Consider the following 20,556-nt stretch of genomic DNA (forward strand, 5'->3'; position numbering starts at 1 on the left):
ACAGCTACCCGAACAGCTGATCGATCACCCCTTGAGCCTCAACCCGCTACGGTTGGGGCCTTGGCGGCCTTGCCGTTTTTCTTTTTGATCAGATAGGCACCGCCCAGCACCAGCAACCAGACCGGTATCAACATTACGGAGATGCGGATGCCCGGCGTCAGGTACATGATCACCAGGATCACTGCCAGGAACACCAGGCACAGGTAGTTGGTGAACGGATAGCCCAGGCTCTTGTAGAAGGTCGACTCACCGGCAGCATCCTTGGCCCGGCGGAATTTCAGGTGAGTGATGCTGATGATGCCCCAGTTGATCACCAGCGACGAAACCACCAGCGCCATCAACAGGGTAAAGGCCTCGGCCGGCATCAGGTAGTTGATCACCACGCACAGGCCAGTGGCCAATGCCGAGACACCCAGTGCCGCCAGCGGCACGCCCCGACGGTTGACCCTGAGTAGCCTGCGCGGCGCATCGCCCTGCTCGGCCAAGCCGAAGAGCATGCGGCTGTTGCAATAGACGCAGCTGTTATAGACCGACAGTGCGGCGGTCAGCACCACCAGGTTCAGCACCGTCGCCACCACATTGCTGTCCAGCGCGTGGAAGATCATCACGAACGGGCTGCCGCCCAGGGCGACTTTCTGCCACGGATAGAGCGACAGCAAAATAGCCAGCGCGCCCACATAGAACAGCAGAATGCGGTAGATCACCTGATTGGTGGCGCGTGGAATGCTGTGTTTGGGATCGTCGGCCTCGGCCGCCGTAATACCCACCAGCTCCAGCCCGCCGAAAGAGAACATGATCACTGCCATGGCCATCATCAGGCCGCCAACCCCATTGGGGAAGAAGCCGCCGTACTGCCAGAGGTTGGCGACGCTCGCATCCGGGCCACCGGTGCCACTGACCAGCAGCCAGGTACCGAAGGCAATCATGCTGATGATCGCCACCACCTTGATCAGCGCGAACCAGAACTCCATCTCGCCAAAGACCTTGACCTGGGTGAGGTTGATCAGGTTGATGAGCACAAAGAACACCGCCGCAGAGGCCCAGGTCGGAAAGCCAGGCCACCAGTACTGGATGTAGATGCCTACGGCGGTCAGCTCGGCCATCCCGACCAGCACATAGAGCACCCAGTAGTTCCAGCCCGACATGAACCCGGCGAACTCGCTCCAGTAATGATGTGCAAAATGGCTGAAGGTACCCGATACCGGCTCCTCGACGACCATCTCCCCAAGCTGGCGCATGATGGAGAAGGCAATCAGGCCGGCAATCGCGTACCCGAGCAGAATCGAAGGTCCGGCCAACTGAATGGTCTGGGCAATGCCGAGAAAAAGCCCGGTGCCAATGGCCCCGCCCAGTGCGATCAGCTGGATATGGCGATTTTTCAGGCCCCGGTGCAGGCGCTCGGGTGCGGGTTGTTCTTGCATTGAAAATCCTCGGTTCTGCGTACTGCAGCCAATATTGTTGGAGTAAAGGATCTAGATCCAGCCGCCCCACTGCAAGAGGAAGATTCCTATGTTAGTCGTAACGGCGGCTGCCAGCGTAGTGATCACGATGATCGCGGCGGCCAGCTCATGGTTGCCGTCGGCCGACCGGGCCATGACATAGCTGGCGGCAGCCGTGGGGCTACCGATGTAGAGAAACAGAATACCCAGCTCGGCGCCACGGAAGCCGCACAGCCAGGCGCCCAGGGTGCCGAGCGCCGGCAACCAGACCACTTTCATCAGGCTGGCACTGATCGCCAGATTGCCGGTGGCACGCAAGGACGCCAGCGACAGGGTGCCGCCGATGCAGATCAGGGCCAAAGGCAAGGTCATTTGCGCCAGGTAGTCCGTGGACGTCAGCAACCAGTTCGGCAGCCCGACCTTCCAGTATGCCAGTGGCGCTGCCGACAGCACGCTGATGATCAGCGGGTTGCCCATGACGCTTTTGAAGATGCTCCAGGGGTCTGACTTGATGCTCGGGCTATAGATCGCCAGCACCACGGCCGCCAACGAGTTGTAGAGCAGAATCACCAGCCCGGCGAGGATCGCCCCCAGGGAAATGCCCTGGTCGCCGTACATGCTCGCCGCCAGTGCCAGGCCGATGACCCCGTTATTGCCGCGAAACGCCCCCTGGGTATACACCCCACGATCTTCCCGCGGGCAACGCCAGAGGGCAATCAGCCAGGACAGGCCGAAACCGATGAAGGTGGCCACCGTGAAGTAGATCAAAAAACCCGGCTTGATCGCCGAGTCCAGATCGGCATGGTAGATCCCGAGAAACAGCAATGCCGGCATGCAGACGTTGAAGACCAGCAAGGAAGCGGTCTGGACGAAGCCGTCGTTGATCCAGTTGACACGCTTGAGAAATACCCCCAGGAACAGCATCGCGAAGACCGGCGCGGTGATATTGAGGGTTTGGATGAAGAGTGCGAACATGCCGAAGAACCGTCGTTAGGTAGCTAATGATAAGCCACGACCGGCTAGGATGGGCGGTTTTGAGCATTTAAAGCTGCAAGCGGCCTGCCACGATCATGTAGCCGCTGCCTCAGGCTGTCGCAGTGGCGCACCAGCTCAACCGCGTAGCGGGCGCAGGATCGCGAATCGCATGAAGGTCCTGCGGACCTTGGCGTCGCAGCGGCGCACCGAGCCTTCGGCAGCGGCTACAGGATCCGTCAGGACCGTTACATATCACACGGCAGAAGGTTCGCTCGCCGGTTGCGTCACCAAGCGCCCGCCCTCGATTCTGACGTGCCGTGGATGGAAGCGCTTGAGGCTGCTGCGATGGCCCACGCTGACAATACCGACCCCGGGCAACTGATCGATCACCGCCTGGTAAAGCGTCGCTTCGTCTTCTTCATCCATGGCTGCGGTAGCTTCATCCAAGTACAGCCACTTTGGTGCATACAACAAGGCGCGAGCGAAGCCCAATCGCTGCTGCTCGCCCGGTGAAAGCATGCGCTGCCAGTGGTTGCTCTCATCCAGTCGCGCAATCAGATGCGACAAGCGACAGGTTTCCAGCACCTCACTGTAGCGCTCTGCTGCATACGCCTGCGCCAGCTGTGGATAACTCAAGGCCTCGCGCAGGCTGCCGATCGGTAAATAAGGTTTCTGCGGTAAAAACAGCGAACGACCTGTCGGCATGTCGATGCGCCCCTTGCCGCTGGGCCAGAGATTGCCCATGGCCCGCAACAAGGTACTCTTGCCACTGCCGGAGCGACCGCTGAGCATCAGCCGCTCCCCCGGGGCAACGGCAAGACTGGCGCCGGCCAGCAGGTGCCTGCCATTGGCCAGGTCCAGGCTCAAGTCATCGATGCGCAGCGCCTGGCCCTGATGCCGGACATCAATGGCACTGACCCGTTCTTCGTTGTCGCTCATGGCCTGACGGAAGCTCAACAGCCGGTCGCAGGTTGCCCGCCAGCTGGCCAGCATGACGTAGGCATCGATAAACCAGCTGAAGTTTTCCTGGACATTGCCGAATGCCGAGTTGATCTGCATCAGCTCGCCAAGCTCGATCTTGCCGGAAAAATACCGTGGGGCGGCGACGACAAATGGAAAGATGATCGCGATCTGCCCGTAGCCGGTCGTGAAGAATTTCAAGCGCTTCTGCACCCCCATGATGCTCCAGAAGTTGCTCCACACCTTGCCGAAACGGGCACTGAGCCGCTGGTTCTCGATCGGCTCGCCGTCATACAGCGCAATGCTTTCGGCATTCTCGCGAATGCGCACCATGGCGAAGCGCAAGTCGGCTTCAAAGCGCTGCTGGTTGTTGGTCAAGCCGATCAGGCGACGGCCGATCAAATGCGCCAGCCAGCTGCCGACGCCCGCATAGACCAGCGCGCACCAGAACATATAGCCCGCAATCGTCACGCCGAATACGTCGAGACTGCCCGATACGCCCCAGAGAATGATCGAGAACGACACCAGGCTGACCAGGTTGGTCATCAACCCCAGTGCCAGGGTCAAGGTATCGGAAGTAAAACTATTGAGGTCTTCACTCAGGCGCTGGTCGGGGTTATCGGTGTAGCCCCCCTGTTCCAACTGGTAGTAATTCTTGTGTTGCAGCCAGCGCGCAAAATGCTGCTCGGTCAACCAGCGCCGCCAGCGGATGGTCAGCATCTGCGTCAGATAGAGGCGGTAGACCGCCGCAAGAATCGCCACCGCCGCGATGCCGCAAAAAAACAGCATCAACCGGGTAAAGGCTGCGAGGTCCTTGTCTTGCAGGGCATTGTAGAAATCCCGGTACCAGCTGTTGATCGCAACCGAAATAGCGACATCGAACAGTGACAGGGCGATGACCACAATCAGCAGCAACCAGGCCTTGCCCTTCTCCTCGCTGCGCCAATAGGGCGTGATCAGACTCCATACACGGCGCCAGAAGTGTCCGCGCACCGCATCATTGACCGCAGAATATTCAGCGTTCAGATCCATGGTTCAGACTCGGTAGAGTGGAACGCAGCACCGGGTGGATCGGTGCCGATCCACCCGGAGTGTAGAAGCCTTGCTCAGCGGCGCACTGGCCGCTTCTGCAATTTACGCTGCAAGGTACGCCGGTGCATACCCAGGGCACGGGCAGTGGCGGAGATATTGCCTTCGTGTTCAGTCAGCACGCGCTGGATGTGCTCCCATTGCAGGCGGTCCACCGACATGGGGTTTTCCGGCACCAGGGTGTCGAGGTCGGCGTGCTCGGAGAGCAAGGCGGCCAGCACATCATCGGCGTCCGCCGGCTTGCACAGGTAATTGCAGGCGCCGCGCTTGATGGCTTCGACTGCGGTGGCAATGCTCGAGTAGCCGGTCAGGATCAGCACGCGCATCTCCGGGTCCAGCTCCAGCAGCTTGGGCAGCAACACCAGGCCGGAATCGCCGTCCATCTTCAGGTCCAGCGCCGCATAGTCGGGCAAATCCTGCTGAGCGAGGATCAAGCCCTCTTCGGCGGAGCCTGCGGTGCTGACGCGAAAACCGCGACGGCTCATGGCCCGGGCCATGACGCGGGTAAAGGTGGCGTCGTCATCCACCAGCAGCAGATGCGGCAGTTCTTCGCCTTCGATCGGGGTTTCGTCAGTCATGTTCGTCTCCTCGGGCGTCGCGAGGCAGGCGCAGCTCGGTGAGCGTGCCGCCTTCCTCATGACTATAGAGTTTCACCGAGCCGCCGGCGCGTGTCACGCTGGCCTTGCTCAGAAACAGGCCCAGGCCGAAGCCTTTGCCTTTGGTGGTAAAGAATGGCTTGCCGATCTGTTCGGCGATCGCCAGCGGCACGCCCGGGCCGTGGTCGCGAATGCTGATGACAATGTCTTCGGCATTCCAGTCCAGGCGCACTTCCAGCCCTTCCGGACAGGCGTCGGCAGCGTTGTTCAACAGATTGAGCAAGGCCTGGGTCAGGTCCGGCGGTGGCGCCAGGCGCGGAATGTTGCCCTGGCCAAGACGCTGAAAGCGGTAACTGGCCTCGGGGCGCATCAGATGCCAGCGGTTGAGCGCCTCGTCGAGCCAGAAGGTCACTTCCTGATCCTCAACCGCCAGCCGGCGATTGGCTTCGGCTGCCCGCACCAGTTGCTGCAGGGTGTCCTTGCACAGCTTGACCTGGTCCTGCAGTACCGAAAGGTCGTCCTGCAGGGCCGGATCGGAGTGATCCTGGCGCATCTCCTTGATCAACACACTCATGGTTGCCAGTGGCGTCCCCAGCTCGTGCGCCGCACCGGCAGCCTGGGTCGCGACGGCCAGCAGTTGCTGGTCGCGCAGGCCCTCTTCGCGCCTTACTGCACGCAATTGCTCCTGGCGACGCAGCTCCTCGGCCATCTTCGCGGCAAAAAAAGTGATCACCGCCGCAGCCAGGGCAAAGCTCAGCCACATGCCGTAGATCTGCATCTTCTCCCGCGACAGGGGGAAGGTTTCCAATGGGTAGAACTGCACCAGCAACAGGGTATAGGCAGTCAGGGCGATGCCGGTGAGGATCAGCGAATACAGCCACGGCAGCGTCACCGCGGCAATGGTCAGGGGCACCAGGTAATAGGAGACGAAGGGGTTGGTCGAGCCCCCGGAGAAATACAGCAACGCGCTGTGGATCAGCAGGTCGCAGGCCAGCTGCACCGCGTATTCCAGTTCGGTCACCGGCCATGAGGTGCGCAAGCGCACGGCGGTCAGTACGCACAGCACCATGGAGCAACCCAGGGTGATGCAAAGCGCCAGCCACGGCAGGGGCAGTAGTTCGGTCCAGTAGGCTACACCCACGGAGCCGGCTTGAGCGGCCAGGACCAGGATGCGAATGAAGGTCAGGCGCCAGAGGTTCTGACGCGTAGCGGACAGCAATTGTACGGGGGCGAGCATGAGCTCTCCTGATGAGCGCTCCAGGCGGATCGCGCTGATTATAACCAAGGCGTGGCCCTGGCTGGGAAACTGCGGCAAACGGCCACACTTTGTCATACACCGGCAACGCGGCTTTGTGAACTGCAACCCAGAGGCTAGAGTCTGATGGGTCTGCGTGGAAAGGACAGACACCCCACGCGTCGATCTCAAGGAGCCTTACATGCAAAACCTCCGTCGCAGTGCCGCCCTCGTCATGGGTGCAGGCCTGCTCGCCAGCCTGCCAGCCCTGGCCGAAGAGCCGCGCTACAACCAGATTTCCCTGCGTGCCGAAGCCAGCCAGGAAGTGCCGCGCGACCTGATGCTCGTGACGCTGTACACCGAAGCACAAAATACCGACCCGGCCAAACTTGCCGCCGAGATCAGCCAGACCATGAACAAGGCGCTGGAGCAGGCGCGCCGGGTCAAGGACATAAAACTCAGCCAGGGCAGCCGCAATAGCTACCCGGTCTATGAAGAGAAGGGCCGCAAGATTATCGCCTGGCGCGAGCGCGCCGAACTGCGCCTGGAAAGCACCGACTTCGCCGCATTGTCGAAACTGACCGGTGAAATGCTGCAGGACCTGAAGCTGGGCGGCATGGACTTCACCGTCGCCACCCCAACGCGCAGGGCCAGCGAAGATGCCCTGCTCAAGGACGCCGTGGCGGCGTTCAAGGCCCGCGCGCAGCTGGCGACCGAAGCACTGGGCGGCAAAGGCTACAAAGTGGTCAATTTGAACCTGAACAGCAGCGGCTACCCACAGCCCTATCCGCGCGGCCCGATGATGATGAAGGCGAGCATGGATGCCGGTGCAGCCGTTACGCCGGAGGTCGAAGCCGGTACCAGCCAGGTCAGCATGAATGCCGACGGCACCATTGAAGTTCTGATGCCGTGATGGATTGAAGCTGCAACCTCGCAAAAAGGTGCGCGAAATCTTCGACGCGCACCCTTTTGGATGCTTCCAACTCCACTAAAACGATGGCGCAAACGTTCAACCACTTGAAAATTATACGTATGCGACAAAAGTGTACGAACGTCCCACTCTTTTGGTGTTCGCCCTACCTAAAGAGTTGCATTGGGTATGGGGCCTGCATAAGTATCGGCAGGTCGGCCCACAAGGCTGCCCTCACTTAAAAAATGACAACAATGAGGCCACCATGCTCAAAACCGCGGTCATTCCGTTACTAGTCGGCGCCAGCTTGCTTGCCAGCGCTCCTTTCGCCAGCGCGGCGACCAACCTGGTGTTTTGCTCCGAAGGCAGCCCTGCCGGCTTCGACCCAGGCCAATACACGACCGGAACCGACTTCGACGCCTCCGCCGAAACCATCTACAACCGGCTCAGCCAATTCGAGCGTGGCGGCACCGCAGTAATCCCCGGCCTGGCGACCAGCTGGGACATCTCCGATGACGGCCTGACCTACGTCTTCCACCTGCGTGAAGGCGTCAAGTTCCACACCACCCCGTACTTCACGCCGACCCGCGAATTCAATGCCGACGACGTGGTCTTCACCTTCACCCGCATGCTCGACAAGGACATGCCGTTCCGCAAGGCCTACCCGACCGAATTCCCGTACTTCACCGACATGGGGATGGACGCCAACATCACCAAGGTCGAGAAGGTTGACGACAAGACCGTCAAGTTCACCCTCAAGACTGTCGATGCCGCGTTCATCCAGAACATGGCCATGAGCTTCGCCTCCATCCAGTCCGCCGAGTATGCCGACAAGCTGCTCAAGGAAGGCAAGACTGCCGACCTCAACCAGAAACCGATCGGCACCGGCCCGTTCGTGTTCAAGAGCTACCAGAAAGACTCGAACATTCGCTACACCGGCAACAAGGACTACTGGAAGCCCGATGACGTCAAGATCGACAACCTGATCTTCGCCATCACCACCGATGCTTCTGTACGCATGCAGAAGTTGAAGAAGAACGAATGCCAGATCACCCTCTTCCCGCGTCCGGCCGACCTCAAGCCATTGAAGGAAGACCAGACTCTGAAGATGCCTGACCAGGCTGGCTTCAACCTTGGCTACATCGCCTACAACGTGATGGACAAGATCAAGGGCAGCAACGACGCCAACCCCCTGTCCCAGTTGAAAGTGCGCCAGGCGCTGGACATGGCGGTGAACAAGCAGCAGATCATCGACTCCGTGTACCAGGGCGCCGGCCAATTGGCCGTCAATGGCATGCCGCCGACCCAATGGTCCTATGACGACTCCATCAAGGACGCCGCCTACAACCCTGAGAAAGCCAAGGAGCTGCTCAAGGAAGCCGGAATCAAGGACGGCACCGAGATCACCCTCTGGGCCATGCCGGTGCAACGTCCCTACAACCCCAACGCCAAGCTGATGGCAGAAATGCTGCAGTCGGACTGGGCCAAGATCGGTATCAAGGCCAAGATCGTCAGCTATGAATGGGGTGAGTACATCAAGCGCTCCAAAGGCGGCGAACAAGGCGCCATGCTGATTGGCTGGAGCGGCGACAACGGTGACCCGGACAACTGGCTGGGCACCCTGTACGGTTGCGACGCGGTCAGCGGCAACAACTTCTCGAAATGGTGCTACAAGCCCTACGACGACCTGATCAAGCAAGCCAAGGCGACCCCTGACCAGGCCAAACGCACCGAACTGTACAAGCAGGCTCAACACATTCTCAAGGAACAGGTGCCGATCACCCCGATCGCCCACTCGACGGTGTTCCAACCGATGCGCAGCAACGTGCAGGATTACAAGATCAGCCCCTTCGGCTTGAACTCCTTCTACGGCGTCAGCGTCAGCAAGTAAGGTCCCCGCCCTCGATTGTGTCTGACGGCGCAACCGAGGGCTATGCCTTCAAGGTTAGCTCGGAGTCCAAGTAAGCAACGGAAGGCTGCGTTTTCAGCAAGCGCCAACAGCCTCATCGGAAATTTCCCTCAAGCTTCCCAGACTTTGCGCCTATGCGCCCGTGTCATTGGCGACCTACCGTCCAATGGCAGGCCGCGCCATGCGCACAAGCGGCGCTGTCAAGCGCCAAGGCTTGAGCCGATGAAACGTGCTCACTCGACTTGGCTGTGACCTTTGCTTCATAAAAAAATAGGGACCGTCATGCGTCTTACCCAAACTGTTGCATCCGTGCTCAGCCTCGGTCTATTGACCCTGGCACCACAAGCCCAGGCAGCCAAGAGCCTGGTGTTCTGCTCCGAAAGCAGCCCATCGGGTTTCGATACGGCTCAATACACCAGCGCCACCGATAACGATGCGGCAGAGCCGCTCTATAACCGTCTGGTCGAGTTCGAAAAAGGCGGCACCGTCGTCACCCCGGCCCTGGCCACGCGCTGGGAAGTGTCGGAGGACGGACTGAGCTACACCTTTCACTTACGTGAAGGCGTGGTGTTTCATGACAACAAGGCATTCACGCCTTCGCGCCATTTCAATGCAGACGATGTGCTCTTCACCTTCAACCGCATGCTCGACAAGCAACATCCGTTTCGCAAGGCCTACCCGACCGAGTTTCCCTACTTTGTCGGCATGAGCCTGGACAAGAACATCGCCAGGGTCGAGAAAAGCGACCCCATGACCGTGGTGTTCACCCTCAACTCAGTCGATGCGGCGTTTATTCAAAACCTGGCCATGAGTTTCGCCTCGATCCTCTCGGCAGAATATGCCGAGCAATTGCTGACATCGGGCAAACCCAGCGACATCACGCACAAGCCCATCGGTACCGGGCCGTTCAAGTTCCAGCGCTACCAGAAGGACTCGCAGATCCGTTATGCGGCCAACAAGGCGTACTGGGATCCGAGCCAGGTCAAGGTCGACAATCTGATTTTCTCGATCAATACCGACGCCTCGGTGCGGGTGCAAAAGCTCAGGAAGAATGAATGTCAGATTACCTTACACCCGCGCCCTGCCGATCTTGAAGCGCTCAAGCAAGACCCCACGCTGCAAGTGATCGAAAAACCCGGCTTCAACCTGGGCTACATCGCCTACAACGTGCGCCATCAACCGTTCGATCAACTGCAGGTTCGCCAGGCCATGGACATGGCAGTGAACAAGGCCGAAATCATCAAGACGGTTTACCAGCAAGCCGGCCAACTGGCCGTCAACAGCATGCCGCCGACCCAATGGTCCTACGACGACACCATCAAGGACGCCGGCTACGACCCGGAGAAAGCCAAGGCTTTGCTCAAGGCCGCCGGGGTCAAGGAAGGCACTGAATTCACTTTGTGGGCCATGCCCGTGCAACGCCCCTACAACCCCAATGCCAAACTGATGGCCGAGATGCTCCAGGCCGATTGGGCCAGGATCGGCTTGAAGGTCAAAATCGTCAGCTACGAGTGGGGCGAATACCTCAAGCGCACCAAGGACGGCGAACACGATGTCGCGCTGATCGGCTGGACGGGTGACAACGGCGACCCCGACAACTGGCTCGGCACCCTGTACAGCTGCAATGCCATTGGCAGTAACAATTATTCCATGTGGTGCGACGAGCGCTTTGACCAGTTGGTCAAGCAAGCCCGCATCGTGACCGACCGGGCGCAGCGCAGTGTGCTGTACAAACAGGCACAGCAACGGCTCAAGGAGCAAGTGCCGATCACGCCGATCGCTCACTCGACCGTCAACCAGCCCCTGAGTGCAAAAATCGAAGGTTTCAAGGTCAGCCCCTTCGGCCGCAACGTCTTCTCTGGCGTCAGTATCGACTAGACAAAAACCGCTTCAAGCATCGGCAGCAACATCCGCGCCATGGCTTGTTGCAGGCCGAATTCGGCTTTTTGTCATAGAGCGAACGATTGCATTAGCCGGCTCACCGAGAAAGGCCGGCAATAAAAAGAATTCAAAGGAGTTGCACCTTGAAACTTACCAAAACCGCAGTACTCGCCTTGTCCCTCACCGGGCTGTCGGCCACGGTGAATGCAGAGCAGGCCAGCCAGGACTTCGTCCCGGTCACTGTCAAAAGCACCAGCGACCAGGCTGATGCCTCGGGCTTTATCGAAGGCCAAAGCCTGTCAGGTTCGACCCGTAACTGGTATGCCCGGGAACGCGCCAAACGCGGCCCCCTGTGGAAATACAGCAAAGGCGACGGCACCCGCGTACCGACCAGCAGCCGCGACAACTGGGTCCAAGGCACCATCCTCAACTACACTTCGGGTTTCACTCAGGGAACCGTCGGCATCAGCACCGAGGTGGCAGCCTATAACGCCGTCGCCCTGGAGCGCGGGCGGGCACGGGTGGACGGACCGAACAATCGCACCTTGACCGACAGCGATGGCGATGTCATCGGCCAGTGGAGCAAGATCGGCCTGGCCAACGTCAAGGCACGAGTTTCCAACACCACCCTGACCGCCGGCCGCCAGTCGATCAACACGCCGGTGTTCGCCTACATCGGCAATCGCGCGCTGCCTTCCAGTTTCGAAGGGGTTAGCGTGTTGAGTGAAGAGTTCGACAACCTCTCGTTCCAGGCCGGCACGTTCGACCGGGTATCGCCTCGGACCGAGCAAAGCCTGAGTAAATTCAGGTCCGAATACGCGGCAGTCTCGGCCGAGTCCGACCGGGTCAGCATCGCCGGCGTGAACTACCAGCCGTTCAAGAGCCTGACTACCAGCCTGTATGCCTCCAACGTCGAAGACTTCTGGAATCAGTACTACTTCGGCGCCATCCACGAGATGGGCGACAACGCCGTGCTCAGCCTCACCACCGGCTTGAACTACTACAAAACCAGGGACGAGGGTCAAAGCAAACTCGGCAAGATCGATAACGACACTTACAGCCTTTCCTTCACTGCCAGCCACAAGGCCCACAGTCTGACCCTGGCGTACCAGGAGGTGTCCGGTAACGAATACTTCGACTATGTGCACGAGACCAATGCGATCTTCCTGGCCAACTCCTTGTTCTCGGACTACAACGGCCCGAACGAGAAGTCCTTCCAGGTAGGCTACGGCCTGAACATGGCCGCCTACGGCGTACCGGGTCTGAAGTTCAATATCTACAGCGCCCGTGGCTGGGGTATCGACGGTACCCACTACAACAGCACCGGCTACAACGTACGCGCGTTGGACGGCGAACATCACTATGAATATAGCATCGGCACTTCCTACACCCTACAGAGCGGTCCGCTGAAGGACACGACTGTGCGGGCGACCTACACTGCGCACCGGGCCAGTGAAAATCAAGGTGATGGCAGCCTGGACGAACTGCGTATTGTCACCACCATTCCTTTCAACATTCTGTAACCGGTAGCGTTGCGGCTGATTCGACGAATCAGCCGCAACGGCTAATCTGGCTAATTGACCGCAGAGGGTTACATGAACCTGCTACCCCTACAGGCTGCCCTGGCAGCCGCACTGCTGAGTGTCGCCGCTGGCATCTCGGCCAAACCGCTGGTGGTTTGTACCGAGGCCAGCCCCGAAGGCTTCGATATCGTCCAATACACCGCGGCGACAACCGCCGACGCCTCCTCTGAAACCCTCTTCAACCGCCTGGTGGATTTCACGCCCGGCACCACCGATATTGAACCAGGCCTGGCCGAACGCTGGGACATCAGCCCCGACGGCCTGACCTATACCTTCCACCTGCGGCGCGGGGTTAAATTTCACACGACCGATTACTTCAAGCCGACCCGCGAGTTCAATGCCGAAGACGTGCTCTGGAGCTTCCAGCGCCAACTCGACCCCAAGCATCCATGGCATGACAAAACCTCCATCGGCTTCCCCTATTTCGAGGCCATGGGTTTCAAAGCGTTGATCCAGCGCATCGACAAGGTCGACGACTTCACTGTCAGCTTTACCCTGACCCGGCCCGAGTCACCCTTCCTGCGCGACATGGCCATGGGTTTCACTTCGATCTATTCGGCGCAATACGGCGACCAGTTGCTCAAGGCCAGCAAGACTGCCGATATCAACAGCAAGCCGATCGGCACCGGCCCGTTCATCCTGACGCGCTACAACAAGGACGCGCAGGTTCGCTACAAGGCCAATCCGGATTACTACAAAGGCATGCCGCCAAGCGAAGTGCTGGTCTTTGCCATTACTACCGACAGCAATGTGCGCCTGCAGAAAGTCCGGGCCAATGAGTGCCAGATCGCCCTCTATCCCAAGCCCGATGATATCGCCAGCATCAAGGCTGACCCGCGCCTGCGGGTCGATGAGATGGAGGCCTTGATGACCAGCTATGTGGCCATGAATACCTCGCACAAATACCTCAGCGATGTGCGCGTGCGGCAGGCGATCAACATGGCCTTCGACAAGCAGGCCTACCTCAAGTCGCTGTTCGGTGAAGGCAAGGCCACACCGGGCATCAATCCTTACCCACCGACCCTGCTCGGTTTCAATACAGCGATCAGGGATCTGCCCTACGATCCCGACAAAGCGCGTAGTCTGCTCAAGGCAGCCGGCGTGCCGGACGGTCAGGTACTGAGCCTGTTCGTGCGCAATGGCGGCGGCGCGACCAACCCCAACCCGCTGCTCGGCGCCCAGATGCTGCAGGCGGATCTGGCGAAAGTCGGCATCAAACTGAACATCCGCGTGCTCGAATGGGGCGAAATGCTCAAGCGCGCGAAAAATGGCGAACACGACATGGTCTTTGCCGGCTGGGCCGGCGACAACGGCGACCCGGACAACTTCCTCGGCCCGAACCTGAGTTGCGACGCGACCAGGAGCGGAGAAAATTACGCCCGCTGGTGCAATAAGACCTTCAATGAATTGATAACCCGGGCCCGCGAAAGGACGGACCCTGCCGAACGTGCCGCACTCTACGAACAGGCCCAGCAGGTATTCCACGACGAGCAGCCGTGGATCAGCCTGGCTCACCCGAAACTGTTTACCGCTGTACGCAAGAACGTCGAGGGCTACCACATTAGCCCACTGACCAATAATAACTTCGCGACTACCCGAGCGAAGTAGATCAAGACGCCTGACCGGCTGATGAGGTACCACAGAAGATGTTTAGTTTTATTGCCCGACGCCTGGGACTATTGATCCCGACCTTCTTCGGCATCACCTTGCTGACCTTTGCGCTGATACGCCTGATCCCTGGCGACCCGGTGGAAGTCATGATGGGCGAGCGCCGGGTCGACCCCGAAATGCACGCCCAGGCCATGGAACGGCTGGGCCTGAACAAGCCCCTGCATGAGCAGTACCTCGACTACATCGGCAAGCTGGCCCAGGGTGACCTGGGCGAATCGCTGCGTACCCGGGAAAGTGTCTGGCACGAGTTCCTTTCGTTGTTCCCGGCCACACTGGAGCTGGCCATCTGTGCACTGATCTTTGCCGGCATTCTTGGCCTGCTGGCCGGGGTGATCGCGGCGCTCAAGCGCGGATCCCTGTTCGACCACGGCGTGATGGGCATCTCCCTGGCGGGCTATTCGATGCCGATCTTCTGGTGGGGCCTGATCCTGATCATGTTTTTCTCCGTCCAGCTGGGCTGGACCCCGGTGTCAGGGCGGGTCGACCTGCTCTATGACATCCAGCCAACGACCGGCTTCATGCTCATCGACACCCTGCTGAGCGACGAAGAAGGTGCCTTCACCGACGCCCTCATGCACCTGATTCTTCCCGCCATCGTGCTGGGCACCATCCCCCTGGCGGTGATCGCCCGGATGACCCGTTCCTCGATGCTCGAAGTACTGCGCGAAGATTACATACGCACCGCCCGGGCCAAGGGCCTGTCGCCTGCGCGCGTGGTTTTTGTCCATGGCCTGCGCAACGCATTGATCCCGGTGCTGACCGTGTTCGGCCTGCAAGTCGGCACCCTGCTGTCCGGCGCCGTGCTGACCGAGACCATTTTCTCCTGGCCGGGCATCGGCAAATGGCTGATCGAAGCCATCGGCGCCCGCGACTACCCGGTGGTACAGAACGGCATCCTGCTGATCGCCTGCCTGGTGATCCTGGTCAACTTCGTCGTGGACATCCTCTACGGCCTGGTCAACCCACGCATCCGTCATCAGCGCTGAGAGACTCCCATGACTACGAATACTCCAGCGGTAGCAGTCGACCAAAGCCTGCTTTACCCGTCCCCGTACAAAGAATTCTGGCAAGCCTTCTCGAAAAACAAAGGCGCCGTCGCCGGCCTGTTGTTCATGTTGCTGGTGATCTTTTGCGCGATCTTCGCGCCCTGGGTTGCCCCGCATGACCCGAGCGAGCAATTTCGCGACTTCCTGCTGACCCCGCCGGTCTGGCTCGAAGGCGGCCAGTGGCAGTTCATCCTCGGTACCGACGAACTGGGGCGCGACCTGCTTTCGCGGTTGATCACCGGTTCGCGCCTGTCGCTGATGATCGGTTTGTCCTCGGTGGTGATATCGCTGATCCCGGGCATCCTGCTGGGCCTTTTGGCCGGGTTCTTCCCGCGTATCCTCGGGCCATCGATCATGCGCCTGATGGACATCATGCTCGCCCTGCCCTCGCTGCTGCTGGCCGTGGCGATCGTCGCCATCCTCGGCCCGGGCCTGATCAACACTGTGATCGCCATTGCCATCGTCTCGCTGCCGTCCTATGTACGCCTGACCCGCGCCGCAGTGATGGGCGAGCTGAACCGCGACTACGTGACCGCCGCGCGCCTGGCCGGTGCCGGCTTGCCGCGCCTGATGTTCATCACCGTGCTGCCCAACTGCATGGCACCGCTGATCGTCCAGGCAACCCTGAGTTTCTCCTCGGCCATTCTCGACGCCGCCGCCCTGGGCTTCCTCGGCCTTGGCGTGCAACCGCCGACGCCCGAGTGGGGCACCATGCTGGCCTCGGCCCGCGACTACATCGAACGCGCCTGGTGGGTCGTGAGCCTGCCCGGCCTGACCATTTTGCTCAGCGTGCTGGCAATCAACCTGATGGGCGACGGGCTGCGTGACGCCCTCGATCCGAAACTCAAGAATGCCGCCTGAGGAGATTCCCATGTCGCTGCTGCAAATCAAGAATCTCAATGTCCGCTTTGGCGATGCCAAGGCTGTCCCGGTGGTCGATGGCCTCGACCTTGCGGTCGACAAAGGCGAAGTATTGGCCATCGTCGGCGAGTCCGGTTCGGGCAAGTCGGTCACCATGATGGCGCTGATGGGCCTTATCGACGCACCCGGCATCGTCACTGCCGACGCGCTCAGCTTCAATGGCCAGGACATGCTCAAGCTCAGCGCGCGCCAGCGACGCAAAGTGGTCGGCAAGGACCTGGCGATGGTCTTCCAGGACCCGATGACCGCGCTGAACCCGAGCTACACCGTGGGTTTCCAGATCGAGGAAGTGCTGCGCCAACACCTGGGCCTGTCCGGCAAGGCAGCGCGTCAACGCGCGCTGGAGCTGCTCAAGAAGGTAGAGATTCCCGCCGCCGAAAGTCGCCTGGATGCTTATCCGCACCAGCTGTCCGGCGGCATGAGCCAGCGGGTCGCGATCGCCATGGCGATTGCCGGCGAGCCCAAGCTGCTGATCGCCGATGAACCGACCACCGCCCTGGACGTGACCATCCAGGCGCAGATCATGGAACTGCTGCTCAACCTGCAGCGCGAACGCCACATGGCACTGATCCTGATCACCCACGACCTGGCCGTGGTCGCCGAAACCGCGCAGCGGGTCTGCGTGATGTACGCCGGGCAAGCCGTGGAAGTCGGGTACGTGCCGCAATTGTTCGACATGCCCGCGCATCCTTACACCGAAGCCTTGCTGGCGGCGATTCCCGAGCACAGCGAAGGCGCCGAACGCCTGGCGACCCTGCCGGGTATCGTCCCGGGCCGCTACGACCGGCCGCAAGGCTGCCTGCTGTCGCCACGCTGCCCCTACGTGCAGGAAAACTGCCGGCAACAACGGCCAGGCCTCGACCCAAAAGCCCACAGCCTCGCGCGCTGTTTCTACCCGTTGAATCAGGAGGTGGCGTAATGAGCGTCGTTCTTACCGCCCGCGACCTTACCCGTCACTATGAAGTTTCCCGTGGCCTGTTCAAGGGCCATGCACTGGTCCGTGCCCTCAATGGCGTCTCGTTCGAACTGGAGGCCGGCAAGACCCTGGCCGTGGTCGGCGAATCGGGTTGCGGCAAATCCACCCTGGCCCGCGCCCTGACCCTGATCGAGGAACCCTCTTCCGGCTCGTTGAAAATCGTCGGGCATGAAGTCACAGGCGCCAGCAAGAGCGAACGCAAGCAAATGCGCCGCGATGTGCAGATGGTCTTCCAGAGCCCCTATGCCTCGCTCAACCCACGGCAGAAAATCGGCGACCAGCTGGGCGAGCCGCTGCTGATCAACACCAACCTTTCGCGTGCCGAACGCCGGGAGAAAGTCCAGGCCATGATGCAACAGGTCGGTCTGCGCCCCGAGCACTACCAGCGCTATCCGCATATGTTCTCCGGTGGCCAGCGCCAGCGCATCGCCCTGGCCCGGGCGATGATGCTGCAACCCAAAGTGCTGGTAGCGGACGAACCGACCTCGGCGCTGGACGTATCGATCCAGGCCCAGGTGCTGAACCTGTTCATGGACCTGCAACAGCAGTACCAGACCGCCTATGTTTTTATCTCGCACAATCTGGCGGTGGTGCGGCACGTGGCCGATGACGTGTTGGTGATGTACCTGGGGCGGCCGGCGGAAATGGGGCCCAAAGAGGACATCTACACCCGTCCGCTACACCCTTACACCCAGGCGCTGCTGTCAGCGACCCCGACCATCCACCCCGACCCGCTCAAGCCGAAGATCAAGATCGTCGGCGAATTGCCCAACCCGCTCAACCCGCCCAGCGGCTGTGCGTTCCACAAGCGCTGCCCGTATGCGACCGAGCGTTGTGCTGCTGAAGTGCCGGCGTTTCGGCAGGTTGGTACGCGGTTGGTGGCGTGCCACTATGCGGAGCAGTTTTTGGGCTGATGTTTTGTAGTGTCTGATCTGGCCCTATCGCGGGCAAGCCCGCTCCCACAGTGATCTGCGCCGACCCCTGTGGGAGCGGGCTTGCCCGCGATGAGGCCGGTTCAACCGACACAACATTGAAGCCCGTCCACATCTTCAGGCACTCTCTGCTTTCAATTCCCCCCGAGCATCACCATGGCTTCACTCCCCGACGATGACGGCCCGGCTCAAACCCCGGAAACCGCCGCCACCGTAATGCGCTACCACCTGTGCTGGAAACATCGCGACCTGGACGGAGTCATGGCGCTTTACCACCCGGACATCCAGTACAACGATTTCTTCCAGAACCGCGTCCTGCGTCTCGATGAACTGCGCGAGTACGTGCGCGTCAGCATGCCCCGCGATCCGGACGAAGCCCTGGAGCACAGCGACCGCATCCGCATCGACGGCAACACCGCGTTTATTCAGTACCAGGTCACCCTGCGCGGCGGTCAGGGGCTGGTTTCGTTTCGTTCCAGCGAGGCGATCACAGTACGGGACGGGCTGATCTGGCGGGTCAATGAATATGCCTCGCTTGTCCGCGAACAGGCAGGGAGCAAAACCGATTCCAGCCTGCGTCCGGCAGCGAGTCGCCTCGGCCTGTCACCGCGCCAGCTCAGCTTCATGGCCCAGGACCTGCAGCAGTACTTCGAGCGCCAACAGCCGTACTTGAATGCTGACCTGGACCTGCAACAAGTGGCACGCGAATGCGGCTACAGCCGCAACCAGATTTCCTACCTGCTCAACCAGGTGCTGGGCCAGAGCTTTTACCGCTATGTGAACCAGGCCCGCCTGCAGCACCTGCTCAACGCCCTGGAAACCGCCGGCCCTGCCGTGCGCATCGACGATATGGCCTTTGCCGCCGGGTTCAACTCGTTGTCGGCTTTCTACAAATGCTTTCGCCAACACACCGGGCAGTCGCCCAGCGCCTACCTGAAGCAGATTTCTCTGCGGACACGCACGTAAGACACGCCACACCCGCTGCCTCTAGGATCGCCACAGACCTTTTGTGGATGTGGAGTCAGCAATGTCGGCATGGCGCAATATCAGCCTGTGGATGGATCAGCTTGAAGAGCCGCTGACAGCGCGCGCACCGTTGCGCGAGGACCTGGATGTCGATGTCGCGATCATCGGCGCCGGCTATACCGGGCTCTGGACTGCCTATTACCTCAAGCGCCTCAAGCCCGAGCTGAGCATAGCCATCGTCGAAGCACAAACCGCCGGCTTCGGCGCATCCGGGCGCAATGGCGGCTGGCTAATGGGCAATGTGCTCGGGGAAGATCGCCTGCTGGCCGGACTTTCTCCGCAACAGCGGCGCGCCTCTTTCGATCTGCTGCACGGCATCCCCGATGAAGTCAAAAGCGTGCTGGACCGTGAAGGCATTGCTTGCGATTACCGCAAGGGCGGCGTGCTGTATTGCGCAGCCCGTTATCCCGAGCAGGAAGTCACCCTGCGCAACTACCTCAAGAAGCTGTACAGCCAAGGGCTGAGTGAAAGCGACTACCGCTGGTTGAGCCCGGCCGAGCTGAACGAGCAACTGCGCGTTGCCACGCCCTTTGGCGGCATCCACACGCCGCACTGCGCAACGATCCAGCCAGCCAGGCTGGTGCGCGGGCTTGCCCAGGCGGTCGAGCGCATGGGCGTCAGGCTGTATGAAAACAGCCCGGTCACCGATTGGCAGTCCGGTTGCGTGCGCACCGCACAGGCGCGGGTCAATGCACGCTGGGTCGTCCCCGCAGTGGAAGGCTATTCAGTTACCTTGCCGCCACTGGGTCGCTATCAAATGCCGGTGCAGAGCCTGCTGGTGGCCACCGAGCCGCTGCCTGAGCAAGTCTGGGATCAGATCGGTTTGAACCAGGGCCAGGCTTTCAGCGAAAACAGCCGCCAGGTCACCTACGGCCAGCGCAGTGCCGACAACCGCCTGGTGTTCGGTGCGCGTGGTGGCTATCGCTTTGCCGGTCGCCTGCGCGAAGACTTCAATCTCACCGACAGTGAAATCGAGCTGCGTCGCTATCTGTTCGGCGAGCTGTTCCCGCAACTCAAGGATGTACGGATCACCCACGCCTGGGGCGGCAACCTGGGCATGTCCCGACGCTTCCAGCCGCACATGCTGTGCGACCCGGCCAACGGTATCGCCCTGTCCGGCGGCTACGGCGGCGAAGGCGTCGGCGCCAGTAACCTGGGCGGACGCACCCTGGCCGACCTGATTCTGGGGCGCGACAGCGAACTGACGCATCAACCCTGGGTGCTGCAATCCGGCCGCCTGCAGGCCCTGCGCCGCTGGGAGCCGGAACCCTGCCGCTGGCTGGGCTACAACGCAATCATCCGCAGCTTCGTGCATGAAGACCAGACCCTGGCCAACCCCGCCAGCCCGCCCTGGCGACGCCAGCTGGCCTGCCGCCTGGCCAACTTCATGGAAGGCTTCATGCGCTGA

16 protein-coding genes are annotated in these 20,556 nt (G+C 60.7%); 11 read left to right on the forward strand and 5 right to left on the reverse strand.

What is annotated here, in order from left to right:
- Positions 1-38: 38 nt before the first annotated feature.
- The 5 genes from NVV94_RS22490 to NVV94_RS22510 form a co-directional block, all read right to left on the reverse strand.
- Positions 39-1,421 (reverse strand): amino acid permease, encoded by a 1,383-nt coding sequence (locus tag NVV94_RS22490; RefSeq protein ID WP_258444542.1) that lies wholly within the window; start codon positions 1,419-1,421, stop codon positions 39-41.
- Positions 1,422-1,472: 51 nt separating this feature from the next.
- Positions 1,473-2,414, reverse strand: a complete 942-nt coding sequence (locus NVV94_RS22495; protein ID WP_258444543.1) for an AEC family transporter — start codon at positions 2,412-2,414, stop codon at positions 1,473-1,475.
- Between the two features lie 252 nt (positions 2,415-2,666).
- A complete protein-coding gene (locus NVV94_RS22500) occupies positions 2,667-4,406 on the reverse strand; it encodes an ABC transporter ATP-binding protein/permease (RefSeq protein WP_258444544.1) in 1,740 nt (579 codons plus the stop codon).
- A 74-nt stretch (positions 4,407-4,480) separates the two neighbouring features.
- Entirely contained in the window at positions 4,481-5,041 is a 561-nt protein-coding gene (locus NVV94_RS22505) for a response regulator transcription factor (RefSeq protein ID WP_258444545.1), read from the reverse strand.
- Positions 5,034-6,296 (reverse strand): ATP-binding protein, encoded by a 1,263-nt coding sequence (locus tag NVV94_RS22510; protein ID WP_258444546.1) that lies wholly within the window; start codon positions 6,294-6,296, stop codon positions 5,034-5,036. Before NVV94_RS22510 ends, NVV94_RS22505 begins: the two co-directional genes overlap by 8 nt.
- Positions 6,297-6,495: 199 nt before the next feature.
- Between NVV94_RS22510 and NVV94_RS22515 the strand changes: the two genes are divergently transcribed.
- The 11 genes from NVV94_RS22515 (at position 6,496) to NVV94_RS22565 (ending at position 20,556) form a co-directional block, all read left to right on the forward strand.
- Positions 6,496-7,206: an SIMPL domain-containing protein gene (locus tag NVV94_RS22515; protein WP_258444547.1), complete on the forward strand. Its 711-nt coding sequence runs from the start codon at positions 6,496-6,498 to the stop codon at positions 7,204-7,206.
- Between the two features lie 262 nt (positions 7,207-7,468).
- Positions 7,469-9,094 (forward strand): ABC transporter substrate-binding protein, encoded by a 1,626-nt coding sequence (locus NVV94_RS22520; protein WP_258444548.1) that lies wholly within the window; start codon positions 7,469-7,471, stop codon positions 9,092-9,094.
- A gap of 300 nt (positions 9,095-9,394) precedes the next feature.
- Entirely contained in the window at positions 9,395-10,990 is a 1,596-nt protein-coding gene (locus tag NVV94_RS22525; RefSeq protein ID WP_258444549.1) for an ABC transporter substrate-binding protein, read from the forward strand.
- 146 nt (positions 10,991-11,136) lie between these two features.
- Positions 11,137-12,516, forward strand: coding sequence for an OprD family porin (locus NVV94_RS22530; RefSeq protein WP_408733431.1), 1,380 nt, complete (start codon positions 11,137-11,139; stop codon positions 12,514-12,516).
- A 72-nt stretch (positions 12,517-12,588) separates the two neighbouring features.
- The gene (locus tag NVV94_RS22535) at positions 12,589-14,184 is read left to right on the forward strand and encodes an ABC transporter substrate-binding protein (RefSeq protein WP_258444550.1); all 1,596 of its coding nucleotides are present in this window, start codon (positions 12,589-12,591) and stop codon (positions 14,182-14,184) included.
- Between the two features lie 38 nt (positions 14,185-14,222).
- Entirely contained in the window at positions 14,223-15,233 is a 1,011-nt protein-coding gene (locus NVV94_RS22540; RefSeq protein ID WP_258444551.1) for an ABC transporter permease subunit, read from the forward strand.
- A gap of 9 nt (positions 15,234-15,242) precedes the next feature.
- The gene (locus tag NVV94_RS22545) at positions 15,243-16,154 is read left to right on the forward strand and encodes an ABC transporter permease subunit (protein ID WP_258444552.1); all 912 of its coding nucleotides are present in this window, start codon (positions 15,243-15,245) and stop codon (positions 16,152-16,154) included.
- A gap of 10 nt (positions 16,155-16,164) precedes the next feature.
- The gene (locus tag NVV94_RS22550) at positions 16,165-17,133 is read left to right on the forward strand and encodes an ABC transporter ATP-binding protein (protein ID WP_258444553.1); all 969 of its coding nucleotides are present in this window, start codon (positions 16,165-16,167) and stop codon (positions 17,131-17,133) included.
- On the forward strand, positions 17,133-18,104 hold the full coding sequence (locus tag NVV94_RS22555) for a peptide ABC transporter ATP-binding protein (protein ID WP_258444554.1): 972 nt from the start codon (positions 17,133-17,135) through the stop codon (positions 18,102-18,104). Before NVV94_RS22550 ends, NVV94_RS22555 begins: the two co-directional genes overlap by 1 nt.
- A gap of 174 nt (positions 18,105-18,278) precedes the next feature.
- On the forward strand, positions 18,279-19,088 hold the full coding sequence (locus tag NVV94_RS22560) for an AraC family transcriptional regulator (protein ID WP_258444555.1): 810 nt from the start codon (positions 18,279-18,281) through the stop codon (positions 19,086-19,088).
- A 61-nt stretch (positions 19,089-19,149) separates the two neighbouring features.
- The gene (locus NVV94_RS22565) at positions 19,150-20,556 is read left to right on the forward strand and encodes an FAD-binding oxidoreductase (RefSeq protein WP_258444556.1); all 1,407 of its coding nucleotides are present in this window, start codon (positions 19,150-19,152) and stop codon (positions 20,554-20,556) included.

The organism is Pseudomonas sp. LS1212, assembly GCF_024741815.1.
Classification (GTDB): domain Bacteria; phylum Pseudomonadota; class Gammaproteobacteria; order Pseudomonadales; family Pseudomonadaceae; genus Aquipseudomonas.